The following is a 26,048-nucleotide window of genomic DNA, read 5'->3' on the forward strand; positions in this document are numbered from 1 at the left end:
GTCAAAATAGTCCGCTTTGGAGTATCCCCAGACTGAGCAGGATGAGGATGACGGCCACCCGCATGGCGCGGTCCCTGGAGCGCAGGTTCGGCCAGGCGAGGAAAGCCAGCCACCCGAAGAACCCTCCGAGGGCGGCGAGTAGCACGGCACCGACCACCCCCGCCGCCAGTAGGCCTACGATGAAGACAACCGCCATCGTGACGGGGAGCGTCCAGCGTGGCGCGTTGTGCAACACCAGCAGGGGAACCGCACTGCGGCGCTCCACAGTATGACGTAGTGGTCCCGCGTGGGGAGTGTAGAACGTGTCACCCTCCGGGAGGGGGCGTTGTCGGGGGGCGGGACGGTTCCGGCGCTTTCGGTCGCGGTCGGGTGGCACGCATCTCCTCCGGCCTGCTGTCGTGTGGCATTGCCGACACGGGAAGCCTAGTACCGCGCGCGGACCACGGGGGTCGGCTCCTGATCTGGGGTTTTCTCTCGGTCAAAGAGTATTTTATGTATTACTTATTGTAATATTAGGCGGAAAGGGCCTCCGCGTCATGTATGGGAATCTGGTTCCCTGGCCGCTTCTCCGAGGAAGAGAACCGAGAGAGTAGTTTTCCGTGCCGGAACTTAGCGTCATCGTCGTATTCGACGTCACCGAACCCCACCTGTCCCCGTGCCTGGCCTCACTCACCGGGCAGACCGCAGCATCCGACGGCGATCTCGAGGTCGTCCTCGCTCCCGTGCGGCACAGTCCGGCTCCCGAGGGGGAACACGGAACCGTGGTCCGCGCGGTGGACGGCGAGGACGGGACAGAGCTCGCGGACGCCGAGGTGCCCGGCGGGGATGAGGAGGCCGGAACCGGTACCGCGCCCGTGGAGGAGGCGGATCCGGCCGAGGGGGAGGAACCTGCCGAGTCCGGGGAGAGCGAGGCCGCCGACACCCTGCGTGAGGAGGGGGCGGCGGCCGCCCGCGCCTTTGCGGCCAACCCGCCCCGGGGCATTGAGGCCACGATGGTGGGACACAGCTCCGCTGGGCGCGCGGAGGCCCGTAGGATCGGTGCCGAAGCCGCGAGCGGCGAGTACCTGATGTTCCTGGACGGGGCGGACCGGCTCACCAGCTATGCGCTCGCCTACCTCCTGGAGACTCTGAAGGCCTCCGGGGCGGACGTGGCCACGGGCAACGTCTACCGGTTCAACGAGCTCGGCACGCGCCCCTCCCGGGCGCACCAGAAACCCTGCGGCAGACAGCGTACGTGCACGAACGTGCGCTCCGTTCCCTCGCTGCTCGGCGACCGGCTGTACGGCAACAAACTGTGGCGGCGTTCCTTCTGGGAGAACCTGCCACGCACCGACGTCGCCGACCCCGACACCGATCTCGCCGTTGTCCGTGCGCTCTTCGCCGCCACGGCGGTGGACGTGCTTCCAGCACCGGTCCATCTGTGCCGGGACAGGGAGAGGACCGACGACTACCGTGACGTCGCGACCCTGACCCGGCGCATCGCGGCTGTCGCCGAGCTGTCGTCGGCTCTTCCGGAAAGCGACAGGAACGTGTGGGACCACCGTGCGCTCTGCCACGACGTGTGCTCCGTGCTCCTGCGGATGGACGACGCCGACCAGCAGGCCCGGGAGCGGTTCTACGAACTGGTCGGCAACCAGTATCTGGGGAGGGTCGACCGCCACGTGCTGGACAGGCTCTCACCGTTGCACAGGCTGAACTACTACCTGGTGCGGCAGCGTCAGGATGCGCGGCTGTTGGAACTGCTCACCTTCCAGAAGAGCGTGGAGCTCAAGAAAGCCCCCCTCGTCCGTCGGGGCGTGCACTACTACATCAAGTACCCCTTTTTCGAGGACAAGGATTCCGGAATCCCGCGGGAGGTGTACCGGGTCGGCCCCGACCTGAAGGTGCGGCAGAAGACGGAGAACGTGGAATGGCGGGGCGGACAGCTCGTCGTCAGCGGACGGGTGGGCATCGCGCACCTGCGCGCGCGGCGCCGCTGGCAGCAACAGCTCGTGGCTTTCGCCGTCAATCCCGCGACAGGGCGGCGCGTTTCCGTCCCCGTCCGGATGCGACGCGCGGCGGAGTACCGGTTGGCGGACCGCCCGGACGCCGCCCGCCATGACTACGGGGGTTTCGAGGTCACCGTGAACCCGGAGAAACTCCGGGTGTCAGGCAGCTGGCAGGCCGCTGAGTGGCAGCTCGAGCTGGTCGTGATCAACCGGGGGATCGTACGCCGCCGGACCATTGCCAACCCTGTGTCAGGACAGCCGCAACGTCCTCCGTACCAGCGGATAGCGGGAGACGTGTGGATACGTCCCACCTGGAACCAGGACGGGAAACTGAGTATCGACGTCGACCCCCTTCGCGCGCGGGTGATCGAGTGCCGCCGCGAGAACCGCGACGGCGGAGCCGGGTTGCGGATCGCCGGGGAGCTCGTCGCGCCACCGGCCGCGCACGCACGGGAGCTGCGGCTTACCCGGCTTCCGGGTACCGCTGTGCTGCACTACCCGTTGCGGTGCACCGGGGGACGCTTCGAGGCCAGCGTTCCCGTCTCCGAGGTGGTGGAACGGGCGGTGGCCGAAGGGGAGGGGCAGCTGAGCCAGGAACAGTGGCGAGTCGAGCTGGTGACGCACGAGGGGAACACGGTCCCGCTGATCCTGCCGGACGCGCTGGAGACCGCGGTGTATCCCGCCGATGGCAACCAACAGGAGGTCGCCGTCCAGCGCACCAGCACCGGCCACCTGCAGCTGCGTGCCGGCTGGGCCCATCCGGTGCTCCACGAGGCTCGCTGGTCCGGCGATGAACTGGAACTGGTCGGAAGTTACACGGCCGCCTCCGAGCTCGAGCTGGTGTTCGCCGCGCGGGGGCGCGAGGAGGAGCACCTCCTTACGCTGCACCGGGACGGTGGGACGTTCCGGGCCCGTTTCTCCCCCTCCCGGATCCCCACACTCTCCGGGACGCTCCCGTTGTCCGCAGGCAGCTACCAGCTGTGGGCGCGCGTGCGGGCAGCGGACGGGAACACCAGCGGCGTCCGGGTCGAGATCTCTCCGGACTCGGTGCGGGAGCTGCCGGTGTCGTTGGAGAAACCGGAACGTTCCTACACGTTCGCGGACGCGGGATTCGACACCCCGATCCTCAGGGTCGGGAGCGACCTGTTTCCGGAGGAGCGCGGTTCGTTCGCGCAACGGCAGCTGCGGGAGAACGTGTATCCCGTGTTGCGGACGCAGGAGCTGCGCGAGGAGGTCTTCTTCGACAGTTTCACCGGAAGGCAGTTCTCCGACAGTCCGCACAGCATCTACACGGCCCTGCGGTCGCGGGGTGGGAGCTGGGCCGACTACCCGATGTCCTGGCTGGTCTCCGACGGTCAGGTGTCCCTGCCCGACGACGTCCGGCAGGTGCGCTACCACGGGCGGGAGTTCTACGAGTCCCTGGCCCGCTCACGGTACATCGTCACCAACTCCCGCCAGCCCGCGTGGTTCGACCGGCGCAGTGACCAGGTGGTGGTCCAGACCTGGCACGGTTCGATGCTCAAGCGGATCGGCTTCGACATCGAGAACATCCGTGGAAAGTCGCGCGACTACCACGAGAAGCTGTCATGGGAGACGCAGCAGTGGGACTACCTCGTTTCCCCCAGCCCGTGGGCGACACCGATCCTGCGCCGGGCGTTCCGCTTCGACGGGGAGATACTGGAGACGGGCTACCCGCGCAACGACATCTTCTTCTCCCCCGACCGGGACGCGATAGCCGAACGCACCCGTCAGCGTCTCGGCCTGCCACCGGACAAGAAGGTGGTGCTGTACGCGCCGACATGGCGGGACGACAAGTACTACACCAGGGGCAAACACAAGCTCGACCTGCACCTGGACCTGTACCGGATGTACGAGAAGCTGGGCGAGGACCACGTGCTGCTCGTCCGCCGGCACCCTCGGGTGGTGGACAGCGTTCCGACCGTCGGTACGAACTTCGTCTACGACGTGTCGCTGTACCCGGAGATCATGGAGCTATTCCTGGTCACCGACGTGCTGGTCACCGACTACTCGTCGATGATGTTCGACTTCGCCAACACCGGTCGGCCCATGCTCTTCTTCACCTACGACATCGAGAGTTACCGGGACAGCCTTCGCGGTTTCTACTTCGACTTCGAGGAGACCGCCCCCGGGCCGCTCCTGAAGAGGTCGGACGACGTGATAGACGCCCTGCTGAACATCGGTGAGGTGTCGGACCGGTACGGCTCCGCCTACAGGAGGTTCACCGACCAGTTCTGCCCACTGGATGACGGGAACGCGGCCGCACGTGTCGTGGACCGGGTGTTCGGCCGTGGCTAGGCTCCGTTCGGCGGACGACGCGCAGTAGGACGAACGTCCAGCAAACAGAGTCCGGGCCCGGCGCCGCTGTGCCGTTGTTCCCGAAGGGGCCGGTCGAACGGGGCGCGTGCGGGCGACGGTCAACGGCACGGGCCGGTGGTGGGTCGTTCGGCAGCGTCGGTGGCGCACCACCGCATGGGGTGGCGGGCCTCCGGGGGCAGAGTCGCACGCGCCACCCATCCGTTTTCCCGTTAGTGCATGTCAGTGGCTGCGGGTCCTCTAAGCTGGATTGTTATCGATAGCTATCGATTACCGATTCCGAGTATCGCGTTGAGCGATCCACCGACCGCCAGCCGGATGGAGAGTCTGAAGAATATGGCCGCCAAGTCAGAGGCTATGGACACCCTGGTCAATCTCGCCAAGCACCGGGGGTTGGTCTATCCGTCGAGTGAGATCTACGGGGGTCTGCGCGCCTCTTGGGACTACGGGCCACTGGGCGTGGAACTGAAAGCGAACATCAAGCGCCAATGGTGGCGTGCCATGGTGCAGGAGCGCGAGGACGTGGTCGGCCTTGACTCCAGCGTGATCCTGGCCCGCGAGGTGTGGGACGCCTCCGGCCACACCAGCGCGTTCGTGGACCCCCTCACTGAGTGCCAGTCCTGTCACAAACGGTTCCGCCCGGACCACCTCCTCGAGGCCTACGAGGAGAAACACGGCAAACAGCCCGAGGGAGGGCTGGACGATCTCGCCTGCCCCAACTGCGGGGCCAAGAAGTCGTTCACCACCCCGCGGATGTTCAACGCGATGCTGCGCACGTACCTCGGAGCGGTTCAGGACGATGAGTCCGGACTGGCCTTCCTCCGTCCGGAGACGGCCCAGGGGATCTTCATCAACTACCGCAACGTTGAGCAGAGCGCCCGCAAGAAGATCCCGTTCGGTATCGGCCAGATCGGCAAGTCGTTCCGTAACGAGATCACGCCGGGCAACTTCATCTTCCGGACCCGGGAGTTCGAACAGATGGAGATGGAGTTCTTCGTCCGGCCGGGAGACGACGAGGACTGGCACCAGTACTGGATCGACTCCCGCATGCAGTGGTACCTCGACCTCGGTCTGGCCAAGGAGAACCTGCGGCTGTACGAGCACCCGCAGGAGAAGCTCTCGCACTACGCGAAGCGCACCGTCGACATCGAGTACCGGTTCGGGTTCAGCGGGAGCGAGTGGGGCGAGCTGGAGGGCATCGCGAACCGCACGGACTTCGACCTGCGTACCCACTCCGAGTCGTCCGGAACCGACCTGTCGGTGTTCGACCAGCAGCGCAACGAGCGTTACATCCCCTACGTCATCGAACCCGCGGCCGGTGTCGACCGTACGATGCTGACCTTCATGCTGGACGCCTATCGGGAGGACGAGGCTCCCAACGCCAAGGGCAAGATGGACAAGCGTTCCGTCATGGGGCTCGATCCCCGCCTCTCCCCGGTGAAGGTCGCTGTGCTTCCACTGTCGCGTAACACCGACCTCTCCCCGAAGGCACGGGACCTCGCGGCCCGCCTGCGGAAGCGGTGGAACGTGGAGTTCGACGACGCGGGGGCGATCGGGCGCCGCTACCGTCGCCAGGACGAGATCGGAACGCCGTTCTGCGTCACTGTCGACTTCGACACCCTGGAGGACAACGCGGTCACCGTGCGCGAACGGGACACCATGTCCCAGGAGCGGGTCTCCCTCGACCGGGTGGAGATGTACCTGGTGGAGCGGCTTCCCGGCTGTTAGGACGTTCCGGATCGGACGGGAGGCGACCGGACCCGGGGGGATGTGGTCTCCGGCCGCCTCACCGGACTCCCGCGGGCACTGCACGCCCGGGGAGTCCGTCCCTCAACCTACCGACTGTGCCTCCGGGCGCCAGGGGTTTTGCCGGTATAGTCCGACCGTGTAAGTGAATCGTGATGCCGTGTCCGGAAGCCGGGACCGTGAGGCACCGTACGTCCCGGGCCGGGTCCTGTTCGGGGAGACTGTTCGTGACGAGCGGTGCGTCCGGTGCCGCGCTGGGCAGGGCCGGGGGTCGGGGCGGAGCGGATCTTCCGTCGGCGTCGGGACGCGCAGCGGCGCCGGAGCCACCCCTGCGTGCCCGGCACCGGTGCGGACCTGCTGGGCGCAGCTGCCAGCGCACCTAGTTCGCGGTGTACACCACGAAGGAGACCGCGATGTAGTGGCAGACGTACGCCGCGATCGTGAGGGAATGGAAGATTTCGTGGAACCCGAACCAGCGCGGTGCGGGGTTGGGCCGACGTAGCCCGTAGACGACGGCGCCTGCGCTGTACAGCAGCCCGCCAGCCGCGACCAGGATCCAGGTGGCCGGATGCGTCCCGCTGACGAGCTGGGGGACGAACAACACCGCGACCCAGCCGAGGGCGAGGTAGAGGGCGGTGGACAACCACCGCGGTGCGTTCAGCCACAGTATCTTGAACGCCACTCCCAGAACGGCCGCTGTCCAGATGAGGGCCATCATGGCCGGACGCAGGGTGCCGTCCAGGATGAGCAGCACGAACGGCGTGTAGGTTCCGGCGATGATGAGGTAGATGTTGGCGTGGTCCATGCGTCGGAGCACGGCCATGCCCCGCTTGGACCAGCGTCCCACGTGGTAGGTGGCCGAGGTGCTGAACAGCAGTACGGAGCTGACCGCGTATACCGCGCTGGCGATCCGGGCGGGCGCTGACGGAGCGAGCGTGACGAGGACGATGCCGGCTGCCAGGGCGAGGGGAGCGGTGCCCAGGTGCAGCCACCCGCGCAGGCGGGGTTTCACGGCATGGAGCAGACCGGTGGTCCTTCCTGCTGGTGCGTGCTGCGCGGCGGTGCGTGTCTCACCGGAGTGCTGAACAGACACGTGATCTTCTCCATCAGTTCGGCGCTGGGAGGCCGGTGGGTGTGTTGCTGGGGGCGAGTGCCACTGTACCTACGGAGCCGTAGGTTACTGGTTGGTTAACGTGTGGTGCTCAGCACACCATTGTTCCGGGTGCGCAGGGAAACCGCGAGCCGGGAGTGGTGGTGGGGGGTGCTGCCTCGTTCGTCCGCCCATGGTGTGCGACGTGCGTCACCGTGCATTTGCTATGAACCATTGGTCTATACCTGTATTGGATTTGTGAGCTGGGGAAACAGTGATATTTGGGTGCGGTGAGCGTGATTTTTCGGCGAGCGGGGTACAGTCGCGGCAATTCCAGGTCGAGTGGTCGTGAAAAGGAGCTTCCCGTGCCCACCTACGTGTACGAGTTCGCTGAGGGCAACAAGGACCTCAAAGCCCTCCTCGGGGGGAAGGGCGCCAACCTCGCAGAGATGACCAACCTCGGGCTTCCCGTACCGCCGGGGTTCACCATCACCACCGACGCCTGCCGTTACTACCTCGAGCGCGGGCAGCTACCGGAGGGGCTGGACCGGGAGACCGCCGACAAGCTCAGCGCCCTGGAGAGCCGGATGGGCAAGCGCCTCGGCCAACCCGACGACCCGCTGCTGGTCAGCGTGCGTTCGGGTGCCCCCTTCTCCATGCCGGGGATGATGGAGACGGTTCTCAACATCGGCCTCAACGACGAGTCGGTCCACGGGCTGGCGGCCCAGTCCGCGGACGAGCGGTTCGCCTGGGACTCCTACCGTCGGCTGATCCAGATGTTCGGCAAGACGGTCCAGGGCATCGACGGGGACCTGTTCGAGAACGCCCTGGAAAGCGTCAAACACGACAGGGGGATCACGAGCGACGTCGAGCTGGACGCCGCCGACTGTAAGCGGTTGGTGCAGCTGTTCAAGGACATCGTCGCGCAACAGACCGGAGGGGGGTTCCCCACGGACCCGCGGGAGCAGATGGACCTCGCGGTCAAAGCCGTCTTCGAGTCCTGGAACGCCCCCCGAGCCGCCCTCTACCGGAGGCAGGAGCGCATCCCCGCCGAGGCGGGTACGGCGGTCAACGTATGCTCCATGGTCTTCGGCAACCTCGGGATGGACTCTGGCACCGGGGTCGCCTTCACCCGTGACCCGGCGACCGGACAGCAGGGCGTTTACGGTGACTACCTCCCCAACGCGCAGGGGGAGGACGTCGTCGCGGGCATACGCAACACCGTGCCGTTGAGCGACCTGGAGAAACTCGACAAGTCGAGCTATGACGAACTCATGTCCATCATGGCGACGCTGGAGAACCACTACCGTGACCTGTGCGACATCGAGTTCACCATCGAGCGCGGGAAGCTGTGGATGCTGCAGACCCGCGTCGGGAAGCGGACCGCAGCGGCGGCGTTCCACATAGCCGACCAGCTCGTCGACCAGGGCATGATCACACTGGACGAGGCCGTGACCCGGGTGAACGGTGACCAGCTCGCCCAGCTCATGTTCCCGCGTTTCGACGAGTCGGCCGAACGGCAGCGGATCGGCAGCGGAATGAACGCCTCTCCCGGCGCGGCGGTGGGAGCCGCGGTCTTCGACTCCGCCACCGCCATAGCACGCGCCCAGGGCGGCGAGGACGTCATCCTGTGCCGTCGCGAGACCAACCCGGACGATCTCGAGGGGATGCTGTCCGCCCGTGGCATCCTCACGAGTAGGGGAGGCAAGACCTCGCACGCCGCGGTGGTCGCCCGGGGCATGGGCACCACCTGTGTGTGCGGCGCCGAGGAGCTCCAGATCGACGTCGCGAACCGTACACTGACCTCCCCCGACGGCCGGGTCATCACCGAAGGCGACGTGATCTCCATCGACGGGAGTAGCGGCGAGGTGTTCCTCGGCGCCGTCCCCGTGGTCTCCTCGCCCGTGGTGCGCTACTTCGAGGGAGAGGTGCACCCGGACGCCGAGGACGCCGACGACCTCGTCCGGGCGGTACACCGGATCATGAGCTACGCCGACTCCGCGCGTTCGCTCGCGACCCGGGCGAACGCGGACACCGCCGAGGACGCCGCTCGCGCGCGGCGTATGGGAGCGCAGGGCATCGGGCTGTGCCGCACCGAGCACATGTTCCTCGGCGACCGGCGCCAGCTGGTGGAGCGACTCATCCTCGCCGAAACGCAGGAGGAGCAGGAAGCCGCCCTCGCTTCGCTGCTGCCCCTACAGCGCACGGACTTCGTCGACATTTTCGAGGCCATGGACGGCCTTCCGGTGACGGTGCGACTTCTCGACCCCCCGTTGCACGAGTTCCTGCCGGACATCACCGACCTTTCGGTGCGTGTCGCGGTAGCCGACGCCACCGGTGCCGACGCGCAACACGACCGGCGTCTGCTGGAAGCGGTACAACGGTTGCACGAGCAGAACCCCATGCTGGGCCTGCGCGGGGTGCGCCTGGGACTGGTGGTGCCAGGCCTGTTCACCATGCAGGTACGTGCGATCGCCCAGGCCACCGCGGAGTGTGTACGCGCCGGCGGCGACCCCCGGCCCGAGATCATGATTCCGCTCGTCGGCGCCGTGCAGGAACTGGAGATCGTGCGGGAGGAAGCGGAACGGGTACTGCGTGAGGTCGGCGACGAGTACGGTGTGACGCTCGAGACTCCCGTGGGAACGATGATCGAGCTTCCCCGTGCCGCGATGACGGCCGAGCAGATCGCTCCGAGCGCTGACTTCTTCTCGTTCGGTACCAACGACCTCACCCAGACCGCGTGGGGGTTCTCCCGCGACGACGTTGAGGCGTCGTTCTTCTCCGCCTACCTGGAGAAGGGTGTCTTCGGGGTGTCGCCGTTCGAGTCGCTGGACGTCTCCGGCGTGGGCCGACTCATCACGACAGCAGCGGATGAGGGCCGCGCGGCGCGCCCCGACCTGAAACTCGGGGTCTGCGGCGAACACGGTGGTGACCCGGCCTCGGTGCACTTCTTCCACAAGGCCGGTCTGGACTATGTCTCCTGCTCGCCGTTCCGTGTCCCGGTGGCCCGACTGGAGGCGGGCAGAGCCGCTGCGAGCTGAGCGGGACCACGGACGCGTTCCGTCCGTCGTCGGCCGGCGCCCCCGTGCCGTGCCGCGGAACCGTGGCCAACGACGGACGGATAACGGGCGGGAACCGCTGCCGGTACGATTCCGTCTAGGAGAACAGGCGCCAGGGTCTGTTGCCGGGCGTGTCAACCATTGGTTCTGGGGGTGAGCGGTGCGGATAACGGGGGGCGCACGCGGTGAGGGTTCGCAGGGCGAACCTCCGTCCCGCCCATCCCCAGATTCGCAGAGCACACGCGCTTTTGTGCGTCACACGGACGATTCGGAGGCCATCGGGCCGGAAACGCCGGTGGACGGTGCGGAGTCGACCCTGCGATTCGCCCGTGCCGGTGCGGAGGAGCGTTCCGGTGGTGGCGTTCTGGAGGACGGGGAGGCCGCTCCGACCGACAGCGACCCGCAGCCGCCGGAAACCCTCCCCCCGTCCGGTGGCGGGGAAACCGAGCCCCCCGAACGCCGCCCGGTTACCGCTCCTCCGCGCCGGAAACGTTGGGGACGCCGGATCGTGGCTGTGGTGTTCCTGGGTGTGATGCTCATCCCCGTACTGACGTGGGGGTGGGTCTGGTACACGGCACGTCAGGACGCGCGCCCGGTCTCGGACGCCATCGTTGTCCTGGGGGCGAGCCAGTACAACGGCGACCCCTCTCCGGTGTTCGAGGCCCGGTTGCAGCACGCCGCCGATCTCTACCGTGACGGTGTCGCCGACACCGTCATCACCGTCGGGGGAAACCAGCCCGGGGACAACTACACCGAGGGCGGAAGCGGCCGCAAATGGCTCCGGGAGCGCGGGATCCCCGCCGAGGACCTCATCGGGATCGGTGAGGGAAGCAACACGTTGCGCAGTATCGATGCGGTCTCGCAGGTGTTCAGCGAACAGGGGTGGACGAGTGCCGTTCTCGTCACCGACCCCTGGCACAGTCTGCGCACGCGAACCATGGCCCGGGACGCGGGAATCGAGGCGGCGGCCTCTCCCGTCCGTTCCGGACCGGCAGTGGAAGAGCGGGAAACCCAGCTGTGGTACATCACCCGGGAGACCGCCTCGATCTGGTACTACTGGCTGTTCGGTGACAGCAGCGATGTCGACGTCAGCATGCCCACCTGAGGTCCGCGGTCCGCGGGTGGGGCGGTTCCGCACCGGGCAACGGCCGCAGCACGCGTACCGCGCGGAGTTTGGTGTTCCTACCCGGAGTGTGGGAGGTGGAGGTGTCGGCCGCAGCGGGGTCCGCTTCGTCGCAGGAGGCGGGGTACGGGGACCATGACCGGCAGCGCTGGGTCGAGGAACCGGTGAAGGAGTCTCCCAGGAGCCCCTTCGAACGGGATCGTGCGCGTGTGCTGCACAGCTCCGCCCTGCGGCGTCTGGCCGCGAAGACGCAGGTGGTGCGGTCGGGAAGCAGTGACTTCCCTCGCACCCGCCTGACCCACTCGCTGGAGTGCGCACAGATCGGCCGCGAGCTCGGGCACGCTCTGGGCTGTGCCCCTGACGCCGTGGAAACGGCCTGCCTGGCGCACGACCTCGGTCACCCGCCGTTCGGGCACAACGGTGAGGCCGCGTTGGACGCGGCCGCAGCGGCGTGCGGAGGGTTCGAGGGTAACGCGCAGAGCCTGCGACTACTGACCCGGCTCGAGGGCAAGGTCCTCGACAGCGAGGGAAAGAGTGCGGGACTGAACCTGACGCGCGCCTCCCTGGACGCCACGCTCAAGTACCCCTGGCAGCGTGACCCCGCGGCGGTGGGGGGAAAGTTCAACTGCTACGACGACGACGTGGGGGTTTTCTCCTGGATCCGGGACGGTGCTCCCGACGGCCATACCTGTTTCGAAGCCGACGTTATGGACTGGGCCGACGATGTGGCCTACTCGGTCCACGACCTGGAGGACGGACTCTACGCCGGCCTGATCAGGTTGGACGCGTTGCGTAGCCGTACCGAGCGCGCCGAGGTCTGCGCCATAGCCGCGCGCGACTACGTCGACGCGGGCTCCGCGGAGTTGGAGGAGGTGTTCGCGGACCTCGTGGCGGAGCCGTTCTGGCCCCGCCGTTTCGACGGGGACATGCGTTCCCTGGCGGAGATGAAGAACCTCACCAGTGAGCTGATCGGCCGTTTCTGCCGTGGTGCCAGTCACGCCACTCGCACCGTTTTCGGAACGGGACCGCTGACACGGTACAACGCGCGTCTCGTCGTCCCCCGTCGTCTGCTCGTGGAGTGCGCGCTGCTGAAATCGCTCACCGCGCACTACGTCATGGCGCGTTCGGACACGCGCGGTCACCAGGCGCGGGAGCGCGAACTGGTAACCGAGCTGGTGGAAGCGGTCTACCTGGGGGTGCCGGGGACGCTGGACGCGGTGTTCCGTCCCGGGGCCGCGGACGCGGCTGATGAAGCCGCGGTCCTGCGTACGGTCGTGGACCAGGTGGCGTCCCTGACCGATACCTCTGCCGAGCTCTGGCACGCTCGCCTCGTCGGGTGACCGTTGTTCCCGGGTGGGGGTCTTCCCGGGAGTGTGCGGTACGCAGGGCATGGAAAGCTCTTGGTGGGGCTCGAGGTACGGGTGGTGACAGCACGTGCGGCCGAACGGGGTGTGGCGGGCGGGCTGGATCGGCATTCTAGACAAACCCGGCAATTTGTATCCGGTAGTACCAGGAAATGATCTCGGAGCGTTTCGTCAGGTCGAGTTTGGCGAGGATGTTGCGGATGTGGTTCTTCGCCGTGTGCTCGCTGATGACGAGCCGTTTCGAGATCTCCTTCGTCGTGTGGCCGTCGACGAGGAGGACGATCACCTGCATCTCCCTGGTGGTGAGGTCGTGGCCGCTGGGGACCTCCAGGGAGTGCATCGGGTTGGTGTTGCAGAGACGCAGGTAGGCGTCGACCAGGTGGGATATCAGGTGGTGCGGGACGAACTTCTCTCCCGCGGCCAGATTGAGTACACCGGTGGCGAGGTCCTCCTGGTCTCCGTCGCAGTATCCGGAAGCGCCGGCGTGCAGGGCTTCGAGCATCCTGGAGGTGCCTCCCCCCACGTCGAGGCAGAAGACCGGGCTGCGTGACTGGGCACTGCGCGAGCACATCCAGATGAGCGCCCCGTCGCATTCGGGTCCGACCACAATCACGCTCGGGGCGGGGGAGGGGAGTTCGTCGGGGGTGGCGAAAATCCCCACGGACCTGAAGCCAGTGATATTGAGGTGGGAAAGGACTCCATATGCCGCATATGTCTGGTTCGATATTAGCGCGACTGTGTGCATGGTTTGGAATGTACAACAGGTCGCAGTTGGGCGTAGCGTTACCGCTCAGTTCATTAGAAGTATTGATGAAAAGGGCAAATGTGCAGGGGAAGTTCAAACGCCCTTGCCCTCCTGCGCAGAGGACCACGACGACTCGCCGTGTCCGGTGCGGCCGCCGACTCTCCCAGCATGCCGGGTCGCTACGGTGAGGCGGCATCGGAAGCCTCCCGCGGGGGCCCGGCCGCCAACGACCATCCCCGAGGCAACCGGCGACGTCGGAGCGCCGGCATCCGGGACGACTCCCGATCACCGACGTGTGTTTCCCGCGGGACCCCTGTCCGGCTCTCCCCGCGCTCGTACCAGACGGTTCCCGGGCGAACTACCCTGAGGTGTCATGGCCGGGCGGATCAGAGACGAAGACGTGGCGCTCGTGCGCGAACGCTCGCCCATCGCTGACGTGGTGGGCGAGTACCTGCAGCTCCGCAACGCCGGGGGCGGCTCGCTGAAGGGGCTGTGTCCCTTCCACGACGAGAAGTCCCCCTCGTTCAACGTCACCCCCGACCGAGGGCTCTTCCACTGCTTCGGCTGTCACGAGGGCGGCGACGTCATCTCCTTCGTGCAGAAGATGGAGCACCTCAGCTTCGCCGAGACCGTGGAGTCCCTCGCCCAGCGTGCGGGCATACGGGTCCGCTACGAAGGAGGAGGGTCCGCTCCGCGCAACGACCAGGGGAAGCGCCAACGGCTCCTGGAGGCGAACAGGGCAGCGGCGCGGTTCTACGCCGAGTGCCTGCTGGCACCCGAGGGCCGCCCGGGGCGCCGCTTCCTCAGCGAACGCGGTTTCACCCGCAACGACGCGGAGTACTTCGGTGTGGGGCTGGCGCCCCCGGGATGGGAGGCACTGACCACCCACCTGCGCCGCAACGGTTTCAGCGACCAGGAGATCATCGAGGCCGGGTTGGCGGGCCAGGGCAGGCGGGGTCCCTACGACAAGTTCCGCAACCGGCTGGTGTGGCCGGTCCGTGAGATCACGGGCGAGGTCGTCGGGTTCGGCGCGCGTAAGCTCGACCCGGACGAGGAGGGGCCGAAGTACCTCAACACCCCGGAGACCGCCGTGTTCCGGAAGGGCCACCTGCTCTACGGGCTCGACCTGGCCAAACGCGCCATCTCGCGGGACCGTCAGGCTGTCATCGTGGAGGGCTACACCGACGTCATGGCCTGCCACCTGGCCGGCGTGCCCACGGCGGTCGCCACCTGCGGCACCTCGTTCGGGTCGGAACACCTCAAGGTACTGCGCCGGATGCTCCTCGGACGCTCCAACCAGGGCGGAGAGGTGGTTTTCACGTTCGACGGTGACTCCGCCGGCAAGAACGCCGCGGTGCGTGCCTTCGCGGAGGAGCACGGTTTCGAGTCCGAGACGTTCGTCGCGGTCCAGCCCGACGGCCTGGACCCCTGCGACCTGCGCCTCCGGCACGGCGACCGGGCGGTCGCCGATCTGGTCAGCACTCGGAAGCCCCTCTACGAGTTCATGATCCGAGCGGTGATCGAACAGTACGACCTTGACACTCCCGAAGGCCGGATGGCCGGACTGGACGCGGCGGCGGAGATCGTCGCCAGTATCCGCAACGAAGGGGTGCGCAAACTGTACGGGGTGAACCTCGACCACTGGCTGGGGATCATGGACGAGGCATTCGTGCAGCGGCGTGTCGCCCAACACATGCGGGGCGGGGCCTCCGGGCAGCACGGGGCGCGCCCCTCCCAGCAGGGCGGCGCCGCCGATCCGGCTCCCTACGACCTCCGGGACCCCGCGTTGCAGCGGGAGCGGCAGGCACTGAAGATCGCCGTGCAGCACCCGGGGCTGGCGACCGAGTTCGACCAACTGGAGCAGGACGCGTTCACCGTTCCCCAGCATCGGGCGATCCACGAACTCATCCGGTCGCGGGGCGGGGTGGCCGCGGCGCAGGACCCCGGAACGTGGATCGGGGCGTTGCGGGAGTCGGCACCCAACGAGGTCCAGCAGGCGTTCGTCACCCAGCTCGCGGTCGAGCCGGTGGAAGTCGACGGCGACCTCGAGGAGAGTGACGCCCGCGAGATCCTCGGGACGATTCGGGTCCACGCCGTCAACCGCAGGATGGCGGAGCTGAAGTCGAAACTGAGCCGGCTCGACCCGACGGAGTCCCCCGAGGAGCACCAGCGCGTCTTCACCGAGCTCATGACGGCCGAGCAGCAGAAGCGAGCGATGCGCGACCGGATATCCGGAACGGCGTGACCCCTGGCGGGCCGTTCCCCGCGGAAGCCCGTGTCGCTTCCCCCGACCTGCACGAGGTTGCTACTTTTTGTGATGATGTCATCACGGAAGTGGCGGCTGGCTCCATCCCGCCGGGAGCGGTGGGCGGGTACCCCACTCGGGTGGACCACAGCAACGGTCCTGGGAGCGCTGTTCTTCAGCGCGTTCACCGTCGTCAGCGACACGAGCGGGGAGAGCGTCTCCGGCGGGGAACGCGTCGGCTACTTCGCGGACTGGAACACGGCCAACCGCGACTACACGATCGCGGACATCGCCGAGAACGGAGCGGCGGACCAGCTCACCCACCTCATGTGGGCGTTCGGCGACGTCAGTTCCGAGGGCAAGTGCCACATTCCCCAGGGCTCCAACCAGGCGTGGGAGATCTACCAGCGCCGCTACTCGGCGGAGGAGAGCGTCGACGGGCAGGCGGACGACTACCGACAGGAGCTCGCGGGAAGCCTGGGGCAGCTGCGTAAGCTCAAAAGCGAACACCCCGCCCTGCGCGCCAGTATCAGCCTGGGCGGATGGAACTGGTCCACCTACTTCTCCCGTGCCGCCCGTACCGAGGAGTCACGCAGGGAGTTCGTGTCCTCGTGTATCGACCTGTGGCTGCGCGGGAACCTCCCCGTGCGCGGTGGGGAGCCGCAGGGAGGAGAGGGCGCGGCCGCCGGCGTTTTCGACGGGATCGACCTTGACTGGGAGTGGCCGGGGGGCCGGGGACACGAGGACAACATCGAGCACGAGGAGGACAAACGCAACTTCACCCTGCTCGTGCGGGAGTTCCGGCGCCAGCTCGACGAGCTGGGCTCCGAGACTGGTGAGGAGTACGCGCTGACCGCCTCGGTGGCCAGTGGTGAGGAGACCATCGCGGACAGCTACGAGGCGGACGCGTTCGACGAGCTGGACTTCGCCACCGTCCAGGGCTACGACTTCAGCGGACCGTGGAGCGAGGTCACCAACCACCACTCCCAGCTCTACGCGCCCGACAACGCCCCGAACTCCGCCAGCGCGAAACGGGCGGTGCAACAGTACCTCGACCTGGGAGTGCCCCCGGAGAAACTCGTACTGGGGTTCCCCGGGTTCGGCCGCGGCTGGTCGGGAGTACGCGCTGACGGCCCCGCGCGTTTCGTTCGGGCGACCGGCGCCGCCGACGGCGGCTACGGCGGTTCCACGGAATCCTACGCCGCGCTGGAGAAGCGGGAGGGGAGGCGCTTCATGGACCCGGTGAACGGCGCCTACTGGCTGATCGACGGCGACGAGTGGTGGAGCTACGACACCCCCGAGGTCGTGGCGATGAAGGGCGAGTACGTGCGTGAGAACGGCCTGGGCGGCCTCATGCTGTGGAACCTGGACATGGACGCGAACGGTGAGCTCACTGCGGCCATGGAGGAGGCGCTGGAAGGGCAGCGGCCCGAGCCGAGCCCGAGTGTCGATACGCGGAAGCCGTCGGGTCCGTCTCCGGAGCGGGAGGGGGAGCAGACCCCGGACGGCTCCCCGGAACCCGGGTAGGCGCACGACAGGGGCCGTCGACCGTTCCGGGGCCGACGTCCGCGGCGTTCGACCGCGCCGAAGGGCGGTGCCGTTCTGTCGGGACGCTGCGCCCGTGGGGATGGGGCGGCTCCCGCAGTGCCCCACGCCCCGTCTCCCCGTGGGGAAATCCCCAACGGGTAGTGGCACGGTTGTCACCACATGCGCCTCGCGTCAGGGTGGGAGCATGGTCGAGCCGAACACCGCCCCGGACGCGTCTCCCACCGCCACTCAGGAATTCCGTGACGAGCTGCGCGCGGAGGTGTCCGGAACGGTCGCGTTCGACCGGGGAACCCGGGCCCTGTACACCGCCGACGCCTCCAACTACCGGCATGTTCCCCTCGGCGTCGTCGTCCCGCGCACCCTCGACGACGTCGTCGCTGCCGTGGCGGCGTGCCACACCCACGGGATCCCGCTCACCCCCCGCGGGGGCGGAACGAGTATCGCGGGCAACGCCATCGGCACCGGTCTGGTCATCGACACCTCCCGCCACCTCACCGCCATCGAGGACATCGACCCGGCCACGCGCACAGCGCGGGTGCAACCGGGAGTCGTCCTAGACGACCTGCGGGCCGCGGCAGGAGCGCACGGCCTGACGTTCGGTCCTGACCCCTCGACCCACAACAGGTGCACCCTCGGCGGGATGATCGGAAACAACGCGTGCGGGTCGCACTCGGTCGCCCACGGCACCACCGCCGCCAACGTCGAGTCGCTGGACGTGCTGCTGCCCGACGGCACCCGAATGACCGTGGGCGCCACCCCGGAGCGGGAGTGGGAGCGGTTGGCGAACCTGCCCACCAGGACGGGGCAGGTGTACTCCGCGCTACGCGCACTCACCAACGCCCACATGGCGGACCTGCGCACGGGGATGCCACAGCTGCAGCGCCGTGTGTCCGGATACGCCCTCGACCACCTCCTCCCGGAGAACGGCGGCCACGTCGCCCGCGCGCTCACCGGAACCGAGGGAAGCTGTGTGACCCTGCTGAACGCGACCGTGCGGTTGACCGACGCACCCACCAGCCGTGCGCTGGTGGTGCTGGGATACCCCGACGCCCCGACGGCGGCCGACGCGGTCCCCGACCTGCTGCGGCACCGTCCGCACACCATCGAGGGAATCGACCACCAGCTCGTCGCCAACGTGGGCGGCTCCACACGTGCGAGCGCCGCCCTGCCGCGGGGAAGCTCGTGGCTGCTGGTGGAAGTGGCGGGCGAGGACCCCAGGCACGCGGCCGAGACGGGCCGTGCCGTGCTGAACGGCCTGAGCGGGGCGGCACGGCCGCTGGACGCGGCCGTGGTCACCGATCCGGCGCAGACCCGGGCCCTGTGGCGAATCCGTGAGGAAGGGGCGGGAATCGCGACACGAGCCCCGGACGGCTCCGAAGCGTGGCCGGGGTGGGAGGACGCGGCGGTGCCGCCGGACCGTCTGGGTTCCTACCTGCGCGGCTTCGACCAGCTGATGGAACGCTATGGTCGCACGGGCGTGGTGTACGGCCACTTCGGGGAGGGGTGCCTGCACGCCCGCATCGACTTCGATCTGGCCAGCTCGCGCGGGCAGCGCGACTTCCGCTCCTTCATGGAGGAGGCCACCGACCTCACCGTGGCGCACGGCGGTTCCATGTCCGGAGAGCACGGTGACGGCCAGGCCCGCTCGGAGCTCCTGCCGCGGATGTACGGCCAGCGCCTCCGGGAGGCGTTCTCCGCCTTCAAGGCCGTGTGGGACCCGGAAGGCCGGATGAACCCCGGAGTCATCGTCGACCCGAAACCGCTCGACGCCGACCTGCGTGTCGCCGCGCCCGCCCACAGCCCGGCCACCCTGTTCGCCTACGCCGAGGACCAGGGGGACTTCGCGCGCGCTACGCGTCGCTGTGTGGGGGTCGGCAAGTGCCGACGGGACGACGGCCCCGGGGTGATGTGTCCCAGCTACATGGTGACCCGTCAGGAGAAGGACTCCACACGCGGCCGGGCACGCATGCTGTTCGAGATGCTCAACGGTGACGTGATCACCGACGGGTGGAGGTCCGAGGAGGTCCGGGACAGTCTCGACCTGTGCCTCTCCTGCAAGGGGTGCCGCAGCGACTGTCCCGTCAACGTCGACATGGCCGCCTACAAGGCCGAGTTCCTGCACCATCACTACCAGGGACGGCTACGGCCGGCCTCCCACTACTCGATGGGTTGGCTTCCCCTGTGGGCACGGTTGGCGGCACTGGCTCCCCACGAGGTGAACCGGGCCAGCGCCGTTCCCGGTGCCGCGGGGCTGCTGAAGCGGTTCGCGGGGATCGCCCGGCAGCGCCAGCTCCCGCGGTTCGCCCGCACCACCTTCACCCGCTGGTTCCGTCGGCACAGCGCACCCTCCGGAGGCCGGCAGCCCGTCGTGGTGTGGCCGGACACGTTCGGCAACTACCTGGAACCCCGGGTGCTGGCGGCGACGGTACGGGTACTGGAGGACGCGGGATTCGCGGCTGTGCTCCCCGGCGGTCCGGTGTGCTGCGGTCTCACCTGGGTGTCGACGGGCCAGCTCACCGTCGCACGCGCGGTGATGCGCCGCTCTCTGGAAACCCTCGCCCCCCACCTCGCGGCGGGAACCCCCATAGTGGGAGCGGAACCGAGCTGCACGGCAACACTCCGCAGCGATCTGCCGGAGCTGGTGCCGGGGGAGCGCAGCACCCGGGCCGCGGGGTCGGTGTACACCCTCGCGGAGTTCCTCGCCGCCCATGCCCCGGACTGGCAACCGCCGCGTCTCGGGGTGTCGGCCCTCAGCCAGGTGCACTGCCACCAGCACGCTGTCGTCGGTTTCGACGCCGACCGGGAACTGATGCGCCGCGCCGGCATCGACGGCGAGGTCCTCGACTCCGGATGCTGCGGACTCGCCGGGAACTTCGGTTTCGAGGAGGGGCACTACGACGTCTCCACGGCGGTCGGTGAGCGGGTCCTGCTCCCCAGAGTGCGCGAGACGAGCCCGGAGACCCTGGTGCTGGCGGACGGGTTCAGTTGCCGCACCCAGATCGACCAGGAGACGGGCCGCTCGGCCTCGCACCTCGCCGAAGTCCTGGCGCGGGAGCTGAGGTGAGGAGCTCCGGAACGGGGAAACGGGAGGTCAGATCCCCAGCTGCTCGCGCAGCTGCGACAACGCCCAGGAGACCCGCTCCTCGACGTGGGGGTCCCGCGGGTCGACACCCTCGTCGAGATGGACACGCCAGGTGATGTCCGAGCCGCCGGGCGGCCTGCGCGCCACGAGCCGGAAACCACGGCCGTCCGTCCCGTCGGTGAGGCTGACGTACCGGCTCACCACGATGGTGGCGGTGATCCGCTCGTGGGCCGCCTCGGCCAACCGACCCGGACGGGGAACCCACAGTGTCAGGTCGCCGGAGCCCTCCTCGGTGAAGGTGAACCCCTCATCGGACCAGCGGGCGCGGTCGATGTGTTCCCACGGCACAGCGCGCCCCTCCGGCAGGTGCAGGGCGCGCGTCGTCGCGACGAGGGTGCCGCCCTCCGCCTCGGCGTGTGCGAGGATCCGTTCCCCCGGCGCCAGCCGCAGCCGGGACCGGACGTCGCGGGGCAGGCGCGCACGGCGGAGCAGTCGCATGAGCGGTTACCTGCCGCCGTTGTCGGGCCGTGTGCCCCCGGTCCCGTTGCGTGTGCCGTTGAGCTCGGCGCTCTCCTCCTCGGTCGGGCGGGCGAGGAAGTCCGTGACCGAGCTCACGGGAAGTTTCTCGCCCGCCTTGGAGCGGGCGGTCCTTCCGGCCGCTGTGGCCTGGGTGCGTACGGTTTCGGCCGTTCTCCGCACGGACGGGTTGTCGGCGACGCGCCGCGCCGTGCGGGCGAGCTGTTCGTAGCGCTCCCTGCCCGCCTTCGTCCCCAGCACGTAGCCGACGGCGAGGCCGGTGAGGAATGTGATCCGGTAACGCATGGACACCTCGCGACGTCGTTGGTGATCGTGGTTCCAACGCTACCGCGTGTGGCGCTGGTGGCGGAGCGCGGAGCGGTTCCGTGTCGGTCGCGGGTCCGCGGCGACGAAACCATGTCACAACCACCCCCGCGAATGCGCTAAGCTGTTGGTGGTTGCCGAGGGAACACACCCGGAAGGCAGCCGCACCAGCGCGATCCCGCGTAGCTCAAGGGCAGAGCAGTCGGCTGTTAACCGACAGGCTACTGGTTCGAATCCAGTCGCGGGAGCTTCTGAAGCCAGGCCCACGGGGCCTGGCTTTTCTCGTTTCGACGACGGACTGCAGGTGAGCGATCCCGTCTGCACCGTTGAGGATGGGGCCCAGGTTCGCCGCTGCCGGGGTTCGGTCATCGCGCACTCGACGCTCTGGGGGGAATGCTGTTGACTGCCGAGGATTCCCGTAACCAGGAAGGGCCTTGAGTGCGGTTCCGGTTGAAGGGCGACGAGTACCGGATCGACCGTGCCGAAGTCGAGGCACGGATGGAGGGGCGTACCCCCGAACCGCTCCATGAGCACTGGGTGGAGGTGAACGGATGTCGCTGGCCGCCGAAGCAGGTACTGCATGAAGTGCTTCATGTGAGTCGTGCCGACTTCACCACGCACACCGCACTCCGCCACCTCGATCGGCTCGGCTTCGCCACTTCCGTTAGCGCTGTTGCAGCAGAGGACGCCTTTGCCGCCCCGGCCGAGGCGTTGCGGACACTGATCGCCTTCACCGGTTCCGGGACTCTTACGCAGGACATCGCACGCCTGGAGGGCCGACTCCAGGGGGTGGACCGGAATACTGCCGAGGATGTCGGTTTGGCCTCTGCCCTGAGTGAGGACTTGCTCCAGGCCGCATTGTTGATCCGGCAGCATGCCGGACGTATCAGCGACATCATCCACGCCGCCACCATCACCCAGGTTCTTCCGCTCATCCTAGACGAAGCCGAGCGGGTCACAGTGCGGCCTTCGCTGGGAGCGGGCAACGATCCCAGCCGCACGTTCGACGTGGAGACCGACCACCGGGTCGCCGAGTTCAAGGTCGCCGTGTGGAAGGGCCGGGATGCGATGCGCAAGCGGGGTGTGTTCCAGGATCTGGTGCACTTGGCGCTGGATGAAACCGACCGCCGGGCTCAGCTCTACGTCGTCGGTCAGCAGCCTATTCACTTCCTGCGCAGCAGCACGACCTCCGCGGACTGGGGGCTCAGCCGGGCGTCCCCGCACCTCCGTCAGAAGTTCGATGAGCGCTTCGGCAGTCGGCAGGTCCGAGTCTGCGACTTCGCCAACGGCCCCGCCGCCAATGTCGAGCTGATCGATCTCGGAGACCTACTACCGGTGTTTCGAGAGCGCGCGACTGACGGAACCGAGGTATAGCACTGGCGGCCTGGAGCGTCGATGGCCGTGCTTCTTTCGTACGGAGCGCATCGTTGGTGCCCGTGCGTGCACTACAGATGCTGCAAGCCCCCGATCACCCGGCGCAGGTGCGCTTCGCCGATGGTTGCTGTGGGTCGGGCCACTGGCCAGGGAGTGTCCTCGCCCTATGGGCGCGGCGTGCGCCGTAGGAATTCGGTGGGAGCAGTAGGCGTCCCCGCTGCTTTCCCTCGCCCGTGATCCGGCGGATCGCCGTCGGGGGCGATCAGAGACCAGACCGTCTTGCCACCGCCAGAGGAAGGGATCGTGCCCAGTCCTGGCTTGGTGCGTCCACCAGCAGCAGGCCGCGGCCGTGTTTTGCGTCGTCTTCTGGCGCGGTGAGAGTGGGTTGGCCGTTCTGGCCGTCCCACACATCGATGAGCAATACCTCGCGCCTCAGGGTGAGGGTCAGCCGGATCAGGTGGTAGCGGGTGGCGTCGGCCAGCGACGTGTTCGCCGTGATCCCAGTGGCGCCGATGGCGTTGTTCACCAGTTCGGAGACGATCAGCTCGGCGTTGTCGGCGGCCTCACGCTGCGGCAGATGCTCCAGGGTTCTGCGGGTGAACTCCCGGGCTATGGGCACCGCCGTAGGCATCGCGATCAAGGGAAGGCCGAGGGCCAGCACCGGTTCGCTCGCTCCGTGCTGGATGGATGGCGCTGGAAGCGGAGAACCCCGAGCCATCACGACCGCCCTCCCGCGTGGGGAAGCCGGGCCGGCCGATTTGGTCTCGCGTGCTGATGGCGCGTGCTGAGATACGCCCGCACCAGCCGGACGGCGTCGTCGATGCGGGCATGGGCGAGGGTGATGGCACGGCGAGTTTCGCCGTCATCATCGAGGTGCTCGATCCGGTAGCGCTGCGCGGTGGCGGAGATGCTGACGCAGTCGGCGTGCAGGAAGACGAGCGTGAGGCCGTCATGGTCGGTCGCCACCTGCACACCCGCCTCGTAGAGGTGGCGGCGGAGGCGCTCGAGTGCGGCGGGGGCGGTGGTCTGGTTCATCGGTGCTGCCCCTGCACCACCCAGATACGGGCTCCGGTCTCGTGCTCGATGTGCTGGCGCATGGCGTCTTGCAGCCCCGGCAGTCGGGCGAAGTGCCACAGCGAGGGCACCAGGACATCTCTGACGCGGTGGCGCTTGAGTGCCTCCAGCAGCGTGTGAAACGCCGACTCCGAACACGTGGTGCCTTCGGCGAACACTTCCCCGAGACAGAATCCCTCACGAGTGGCGTATTCGGTCAACTCATGCTTTATGCGGAGCAATTCGTCATTCGTGGCATGATCGTTTGCCACGCGCATATAGCCGTACATTGTGGGCTGCACGTTCGGGACTCCTCCAGGTCAAGGGCCAACCGGTTCAGCGGCGGTGCCCGGCGTGCGCCGGTGGACCGGCCTGGTGGCCAGAAAAGCGGGTTGACCTGGAAAAACCCAGAGCACAAGGGGTGCAGGGCTGAGGCAAAAATGGCGCAGAGGTGGCCCTGGACTGGGCATATACGCCCTGGCCTGACTAAGGTGGGACCGCCCCTATTACCCCTGGAGGAAATAGCCATGGCGGCCAGGCGCGTAGGGCTGTCTCAGCATCGCAAATCGGCGGGCTACAGCCAAGAGAAGCTGGCCGAACTCCTCGGCGTCGAGCGTTCCACGGTAGTGCGCTGGGAGAGGGCTGAAACCGACCCCCAGCCATGGATTCGCCCCAAGCTCGCCCGCGCCCTGAAAGTCACGCCCGAAGAGCTGCGGACACTCCTCGATGACGTGACCGTCCCTCAGGCCCAGCCCGGCGAACGCATGCAATATGTGCTGGAACACCCCTCGCAGGTCGATCTCGTGGCCGTGGCCTCGCTGCACGAGCACATCCGCCAAGTTGACGAGCAGTACCACACGGTGCCCTCCACCGCGCTGCTCAGCTCCGCCGGCCAGCTCCACGGTCAGGTGAGGTTCCTGTGCGAGAACGCCGCCAACCCGCGCGTCCGCAAAGCCCTGCTTGAGGTCGAAGCCGAGTCGGCCACCATCATGAGCCAGCTCGTCTGGGACGTCAGCCAGCGCCGCGACCACGCCGCACCGCTCGCCTACCTGGACGAGGCCATCGAGGCAGCCCGCCAGGCCCGCGATGCGAGCACCGAAGCGTATGCAACCCTGCGCAAGAGCTACCTCGCCCTCTACGGCGACAAATCCCCCGAGCACGGCACCATCCTCGCTGCCAGCGCCGCCGAGATCGCCACCCCCGTCAGCCCGGCACTGACCGGGCTCTCCCTGCTGCACGTCGCCGAAGGTCGCGCCATGCTGGGCGACCACGCCGCCTGCGAACAGGCACTCGCCAAGGCCGAAGCCCAGTTCGACCGCCCCAGCGCCCATGATGTGGCCGCGGAGTACTACACCCGCACCGAGTTCCACCGCCTCGCCGGATCCTGCTATCTCTTCCTCGGCCGCCCCGAACGCGCCGAACCCCTCCTGCGCACCACCTCCCATGCCCTCGCCGAGCAGAAGAAGAGCCAGGCCATCGCCTACGGCAACCTCACCCTCGCCCTCATCCGGCAGCACAAGCTCGACGAAGCCGCGACCACCATGCACCGCACCATCGACGCCGTCGAGCTGACGCGGGGCGGTGGCGGGCTTAACCTGGCATTCACCGCAGGGCAGGAGCTCCGCCCCTGGCGCCACGAGCCGTGGGTCCACGACGTCCAGGACCGGCTCCTCGCCCTGATGGCAGCCATCTAGCAGCAACGACAGTAGGCGCGCATGACCACCCTCGACCAGGCAAAAGCCGCAGTGCGCGACCGCGTATGGCGCCATCTCCTCACCCAAGGCGTCGTTCCCGACGACTCCTACGGCACCATCCCCGGCTTCCACGGCGCCGAGGCGACGGCTGAACGCCTGGCCGAACTGGAGGTCTGGAAGGACGCCCGCACCATCAAGGCCAACCCCGACTGGGCGCAACTCCCCGTCCGCACCCGGGCGCTCCAGGACGGCAAGCTCCTCTACATGGCCGTCCCGCGCATGGCCAGCCTTAAACCCTTCTACTTGCTCGACCCCGACACGCTGGGTCTGCCGCCCGAAGAAGCCGCCCAAAGCCGAGAAGCTGCACAGGTCGCCGACAACGTTGGTGTCGAGGCGATGCAGCCCATCGATGTCGTGGTCTGCGGCAGCGTGGCCGTCAACCGCTCCGGAGCCCGCATCGGCAAGGGGGCCGGCTACTCCGACCTTGAGGTAGCACTCCTCATTGAGGCCGGACTCGTCACCGAGGAGACGACCATCGTGGCGCCGGTACACCAGCTCCAGGTGATTGACGAAGAGATCCCCGAGACGGAGCACGACTTCAGCGTCGACCTCATCGTCACGCCGGACGAGGTGATCCAGTGCGAGCAACGTCGACGCCCGAGCGGGATCGTGTGGGAGAACTTGACGGCGGAGAAGGTGGGGGAGATTCCGGTATTGAAGAAAATATATGAATATTAGCTCTCGTTAGCTATAATTAATACAT

At 67.8% G+C, this 26,048-nt stretch carries 19 protein-coding genes and 1 tRNA gene; 12 read left to right on the top strand and 8 right to left on the bottom strand.

The features are described from left to right. Position 1: 1 nt before the first annotated feature. Positions 2-376, bottom strand: coding sequence for a DUF6703 family protein (locus tag FHX37_RS04835; protein WP_141922356.1), 375 nt, complete (start codon positions 374-376; stop codon positions 2-4). A gap of 223 nt (positions 377-599) precedes the next feature. Here FHX37_RS04835 and FHX37_RS04840 point away from each other — a divergent pair, with 223 nt between their 5' ends. Continuing rightward, positions 600-4,304 (top strand): bifunctional glycosyltransferase/CDP-glycerol:glycerophosphate glycerophosphotransferase, encoded by a 3,705-nt coding sequence (locus FHX37_RS04840; protein ID WP_141922357.1) that lies wholly within the window; start codon positions 600-602, stop codon positions 4,302-4,304. A 354-nt stretch (positions 4,305-4,658) separates the two neighbouring features. Continuing rightward, on the top strand, positions 4,659-6,050 hold the full coding sequence (locus tag FHX37_RS04845; protein ID WP_211351890.1) for a glycine--tRNA ligase: 1,392 nt from the start codon (positions 4,659-4,661) through the stop codon (positions 6,048-6,050). Between the two features lie 397 nt (positions 6,051-6,447). On the opposite strand, the gene trhA is transcribed toward FHX37_RS04845, so the two are convergent. Continuing rightward, positions 6,448-7,161 (bottom strand): PAQR family membrane homeostasis protein TrhA, encoded by a 714-nt coding sequence (gene trhA / locus FHX37_RS04850; protein WP_141922358.1) that lies wholly within the window; start codon positions 7,159-7,161, stop codon positions 6,448-6,450. A gap of 362 nt (positions 7,162-7,523) precedes the next feature. Between trhA and ppdK the strand changes: the two genes are divergently transcribed. The 3 genes from ppdK (at position 7,524) to FHX37_RS04865 (ending at position 12,680) form a co-directional block, all read left to right on the top strand. Further along, the gene (gene ppdK, locus FHX37_RS04855; protein WP_141922359.1) at positions 7,524-10,199 is read left to right on the top strand and encodes a pyruvate, phosphate dikinase; all 2,676 of its coding nucleotides are present in this window, start codon (positions 7,524-7,526) and stop codon (positions 10,197-10,199) included. A 268-nt stretch (positions 10,200-10,467) separates the two neighbouring features. Then, entirely contained in the window at positions 10,468-11,322 is an 855-nt protein-coding gene (locus tag FHX37_RS23445) for a YdcF family protein (protein ID WP_342777593.1), read from the top strand. Between the two features lie 101 nt (positions 11,323-11,423). Next, positions 11,424-12,680, top strand: a complete 1,257-nt coding sequence (locus FHX37_RS04865) for a deoxyguanosinetriphosphate triphosphohydrolase (protein WP_141925021.1) — start codon at positions 11,424-11,426, stop codon at positions 12,678-12,680. Positions 12,681-12,816: 136 nt separating this feature from the next. Here FHX37_RS04865 and FHX37_RS04870 read toward each other — a convergent pair whose 3' ends face one another. Continuing rightward, positions 12,817-13,365: a response regulator transcription factor gene (locus tag FHX37_RS04870; RefSeq protein WP_170181502.1), complete on the bottom strand. Its 549-nt coding sequence runs from the start codon at positions 13,363-13,365 to the stop codon at positions 12,817-12,819. 457 nt (positions 13,366-13,822) lie between these two features. Here FHX37_RS04870 and dnaG point away from each other — a divergent pair, with 457 nt between their 5' ends. The 3 genes from dnaG (at position 13,823) to FHX37_RS04885 (ending at position 20,306) form a co-directional block, all read left to right on the top strand. Beyond that, positions 13,823-15,694 (top strand): DNA primase, encoded by a 1,872-nt coding sequence (dnaG, locus tag FHX37_RS04875; protein WP_141922361.1) that lies wholly within the window; start codon positions 13,823-13,825, stop codon positions 15,692-15,694. Positions 15,695-15,769: 75 nt separating this feature from the next. Then, positions 15,770-17,221, top strand: a complete 1,452-nt coding sequence (locus FHX37_RS04880; RefSeq protein WP_141925022.1) for a glycoside hydrolase family 18 protein — start codon at positions 15,770-15,772, stop codon at positions 17,219-17,221. Positions 17,222-17,426: 205 nt separating this feature from the next. After that, on the top strand, positions 17,427-20,306 hold the full coding sequence (locus FHX37_RS04885) for an FAD-binding and (Fe-S)-binding domain-containing protein (RefSeq protein WP_141922362.1): 2,880 nt from the start codon (positions 17,427-17,429) through the stop codon (positions 20,304-20,306). A gap of 27 nt (positions 20,307-20,333) precedes the next feature. Here the strand turns inward: FHX37_RS04885 and FHX37_RS04890 are convergent, their stop codons facing one another. Then, complete coding sequence (locus FHX37_RS04890; protein ID WP_141922363.1) at positions 20,334-20,822, bottom strand: hypothetical protein; 489 nt, start codon at positions 20,820-20,822, stop codon at positions 20,334-20,336. 6 nt (positions 20,823-20,828) lie between these two features. Beyond that, on the bottom strand, positions 20,829-21,146 hold the full coding sequence (locus FHX37_RS04895) for a hypothetical protein (RefSeq protein WP_141922364.1): 318 nt from the start codon (positions 21,144-21,146) through the stop codon (positions 20,829-20,831). A gap of 194 nt (positions 21,147-21,340) precedes the next feature. Here FHX37_RS04895 and FHX37_RS04900 point away from each other — a divergent pair. Then, positions 21,341-21,412 (top strand) — tRNA-Asn (locus FHX37_RS04900). 190 nt (positions 21,413-21,602) lie between these two features. Next, on the top strand, positions 21,603-22,538 hold the full coding sequence (locus FHX37_RS04905) for a hypothetical protein (protein WP_141922365.1): 936 nt from the start codon (positions 21,603-21,605) through the stop codon (positions 22,536-22,538). A 262-nt stretch (positions 22,539-22,800) separates the two neighbouring features. Here the strand turns inward: FHX37_RS04905 and FHX37_RS04910 are convergent, their stop codons facing one another. The 3 genes from FHX37_RS04910 to FHX37_RS04920 form a co-directional block, all read right to left on the bottom strand. Next, positions 22,801-23,169, bottom strand: a complete 369-nt coding sequence (locus FHX37_RS04910; protein WP_141922366.1) for an ATP-binding protein — start codon at positions 23,167-23,169, stop codon at positions 22,801-22,803. Between the two features lie 86 nt (positions 23,170-23,255). After that, the gene (locus tag FHX37_RS04915; RefSeq protein WP_141922367.1) at positions 23,256-23,573 is read right to left on the bottom strand and encodes a hypothetical protein; all 318 of its coding nucleotides are present in this window, start codon (positions 23,571-23,573) and stop codon (positions 23,256-23,258) included. After that, complete coding sequence (locus FHX37_RS04920; protein WP_141922368.1) at positions 23,570-23,893, bottom strand: recombinase family protein; 324 nt, start codon at positions 23,891-23,893, stop codon at positions 23,570-23,572. The genes FHX37_RS04915 and FHX37_RS04920 overlap by 4 nt, the downstream gene beginning before the upstream one ends. A gap of 225 nt (positions 23,894-24,118) precedes the next feature. Between FHX37_RS04920 and FHX37_RS04925 the strand changes: the two genes are divergently transcribed. After that, entirely contained in the window at positions 24,119-25,285 is a 1,167-nt protein-coding gene (locus FHX37_RS04925) for a helix-turn-helix transcriptional regulator (protein ID WP_141922369.1), read from the top strand. 21 nt (positions 25,286-25,306) lie between these two features. After that, the gene (locus tag FHX37_RS04930; RefSeq protein ID WP_141922370.1) at positions 25,307-26,023 is read left to right on the top strand and encodes a 5-formyltetrahydrofolate cyclo-ligase; all 717 of its coding nucleotides are present in this window, start codon (positions 25,307-25,309) and stop codon (positions 26,021-26,023) included. Positions 26,024-26,048: the final 25 nt, after the last annotated feature.

Origin of the sequence: Haloactinospora alba, from assembly GCF_006717075.1 — a bacterium.
Taxonomy (GTDB): Bacteria; Actinomycetota; Actinomycetes; order Streptosporangiales; family Streptosporangiaceae; genus Haloactinospora; species Haloactinospora alba.

Coding starts and splice junctions, on each gene's coding strand:
- FHX37_RS04915 (WP_141922367.1), bottom strand. CDS start 23,573: ATGAACCAGACCACCGCCCCCGCCGCACTCGAGCGCCTCCGCCGCCAC.
- FHX37_RS04885 (WP_141922362.1), top strand. CDS start 17,427: ATGGTCGAGCCGAACACCGCCCCGGACGCGTCTCCCACCGCCACTCAG.
- FHX37_RS04925 (WP_141922369.1), top strand. CDS start 24,119: ATGGCGGCCAGGCGCGTAGGGCTGTCTCAGCATCGCAAATCGGCGGGC.
- FHX37_RS04845 (WP_211351890.1), top strand. CDS start 4,659: ATGGCCGCCAAGTCAGAGGCTATGGACACCCTGGTCAATCTCGCCAAG.
- FHX37_RS04880 (WP_141925022.1), top strand. CDS start 15,770: ATGTCATCACGGAAGTGGCGGCTGGCTCCATCCCGCCGGGAGCGGTGG.
- dnaG (WP_141922361.1), top strand. CDS start 13,823: ATGGCCGGGCGGATCAGAGACGAAGACGTGGCGCTCGTGCGCGAACGC.
- FHX37_RS04895 (WP_141922364.1), bottom strand. CDS start 21,146: ATGCGTTACCGGATCACATTCCTCACCGGCCTCGCCGTCGGCTACGTG.
- FHX37_RS04910 (WP_141922366.1), bottom strand. CDS start 23,169: ATGCCTACGGCGGTGCCCATAGCCCGGGAGTTCACCCGCAGAACCCTG.
- FHX37_RS04930 (WP_141922370.1), top strand. CDS start 25,307: ATGACCACCCTCGACCAGGCAAAAGCCGCAGTGCGCGACCGCGTATGG.
- FHX37_RS04890 (WP_141922363.1), bottom strand. CDS start 20,822: ATGCGACTGCTCCGCCGTGCGCGCCTGCCCCGCGACGTCCGGTCCCGG.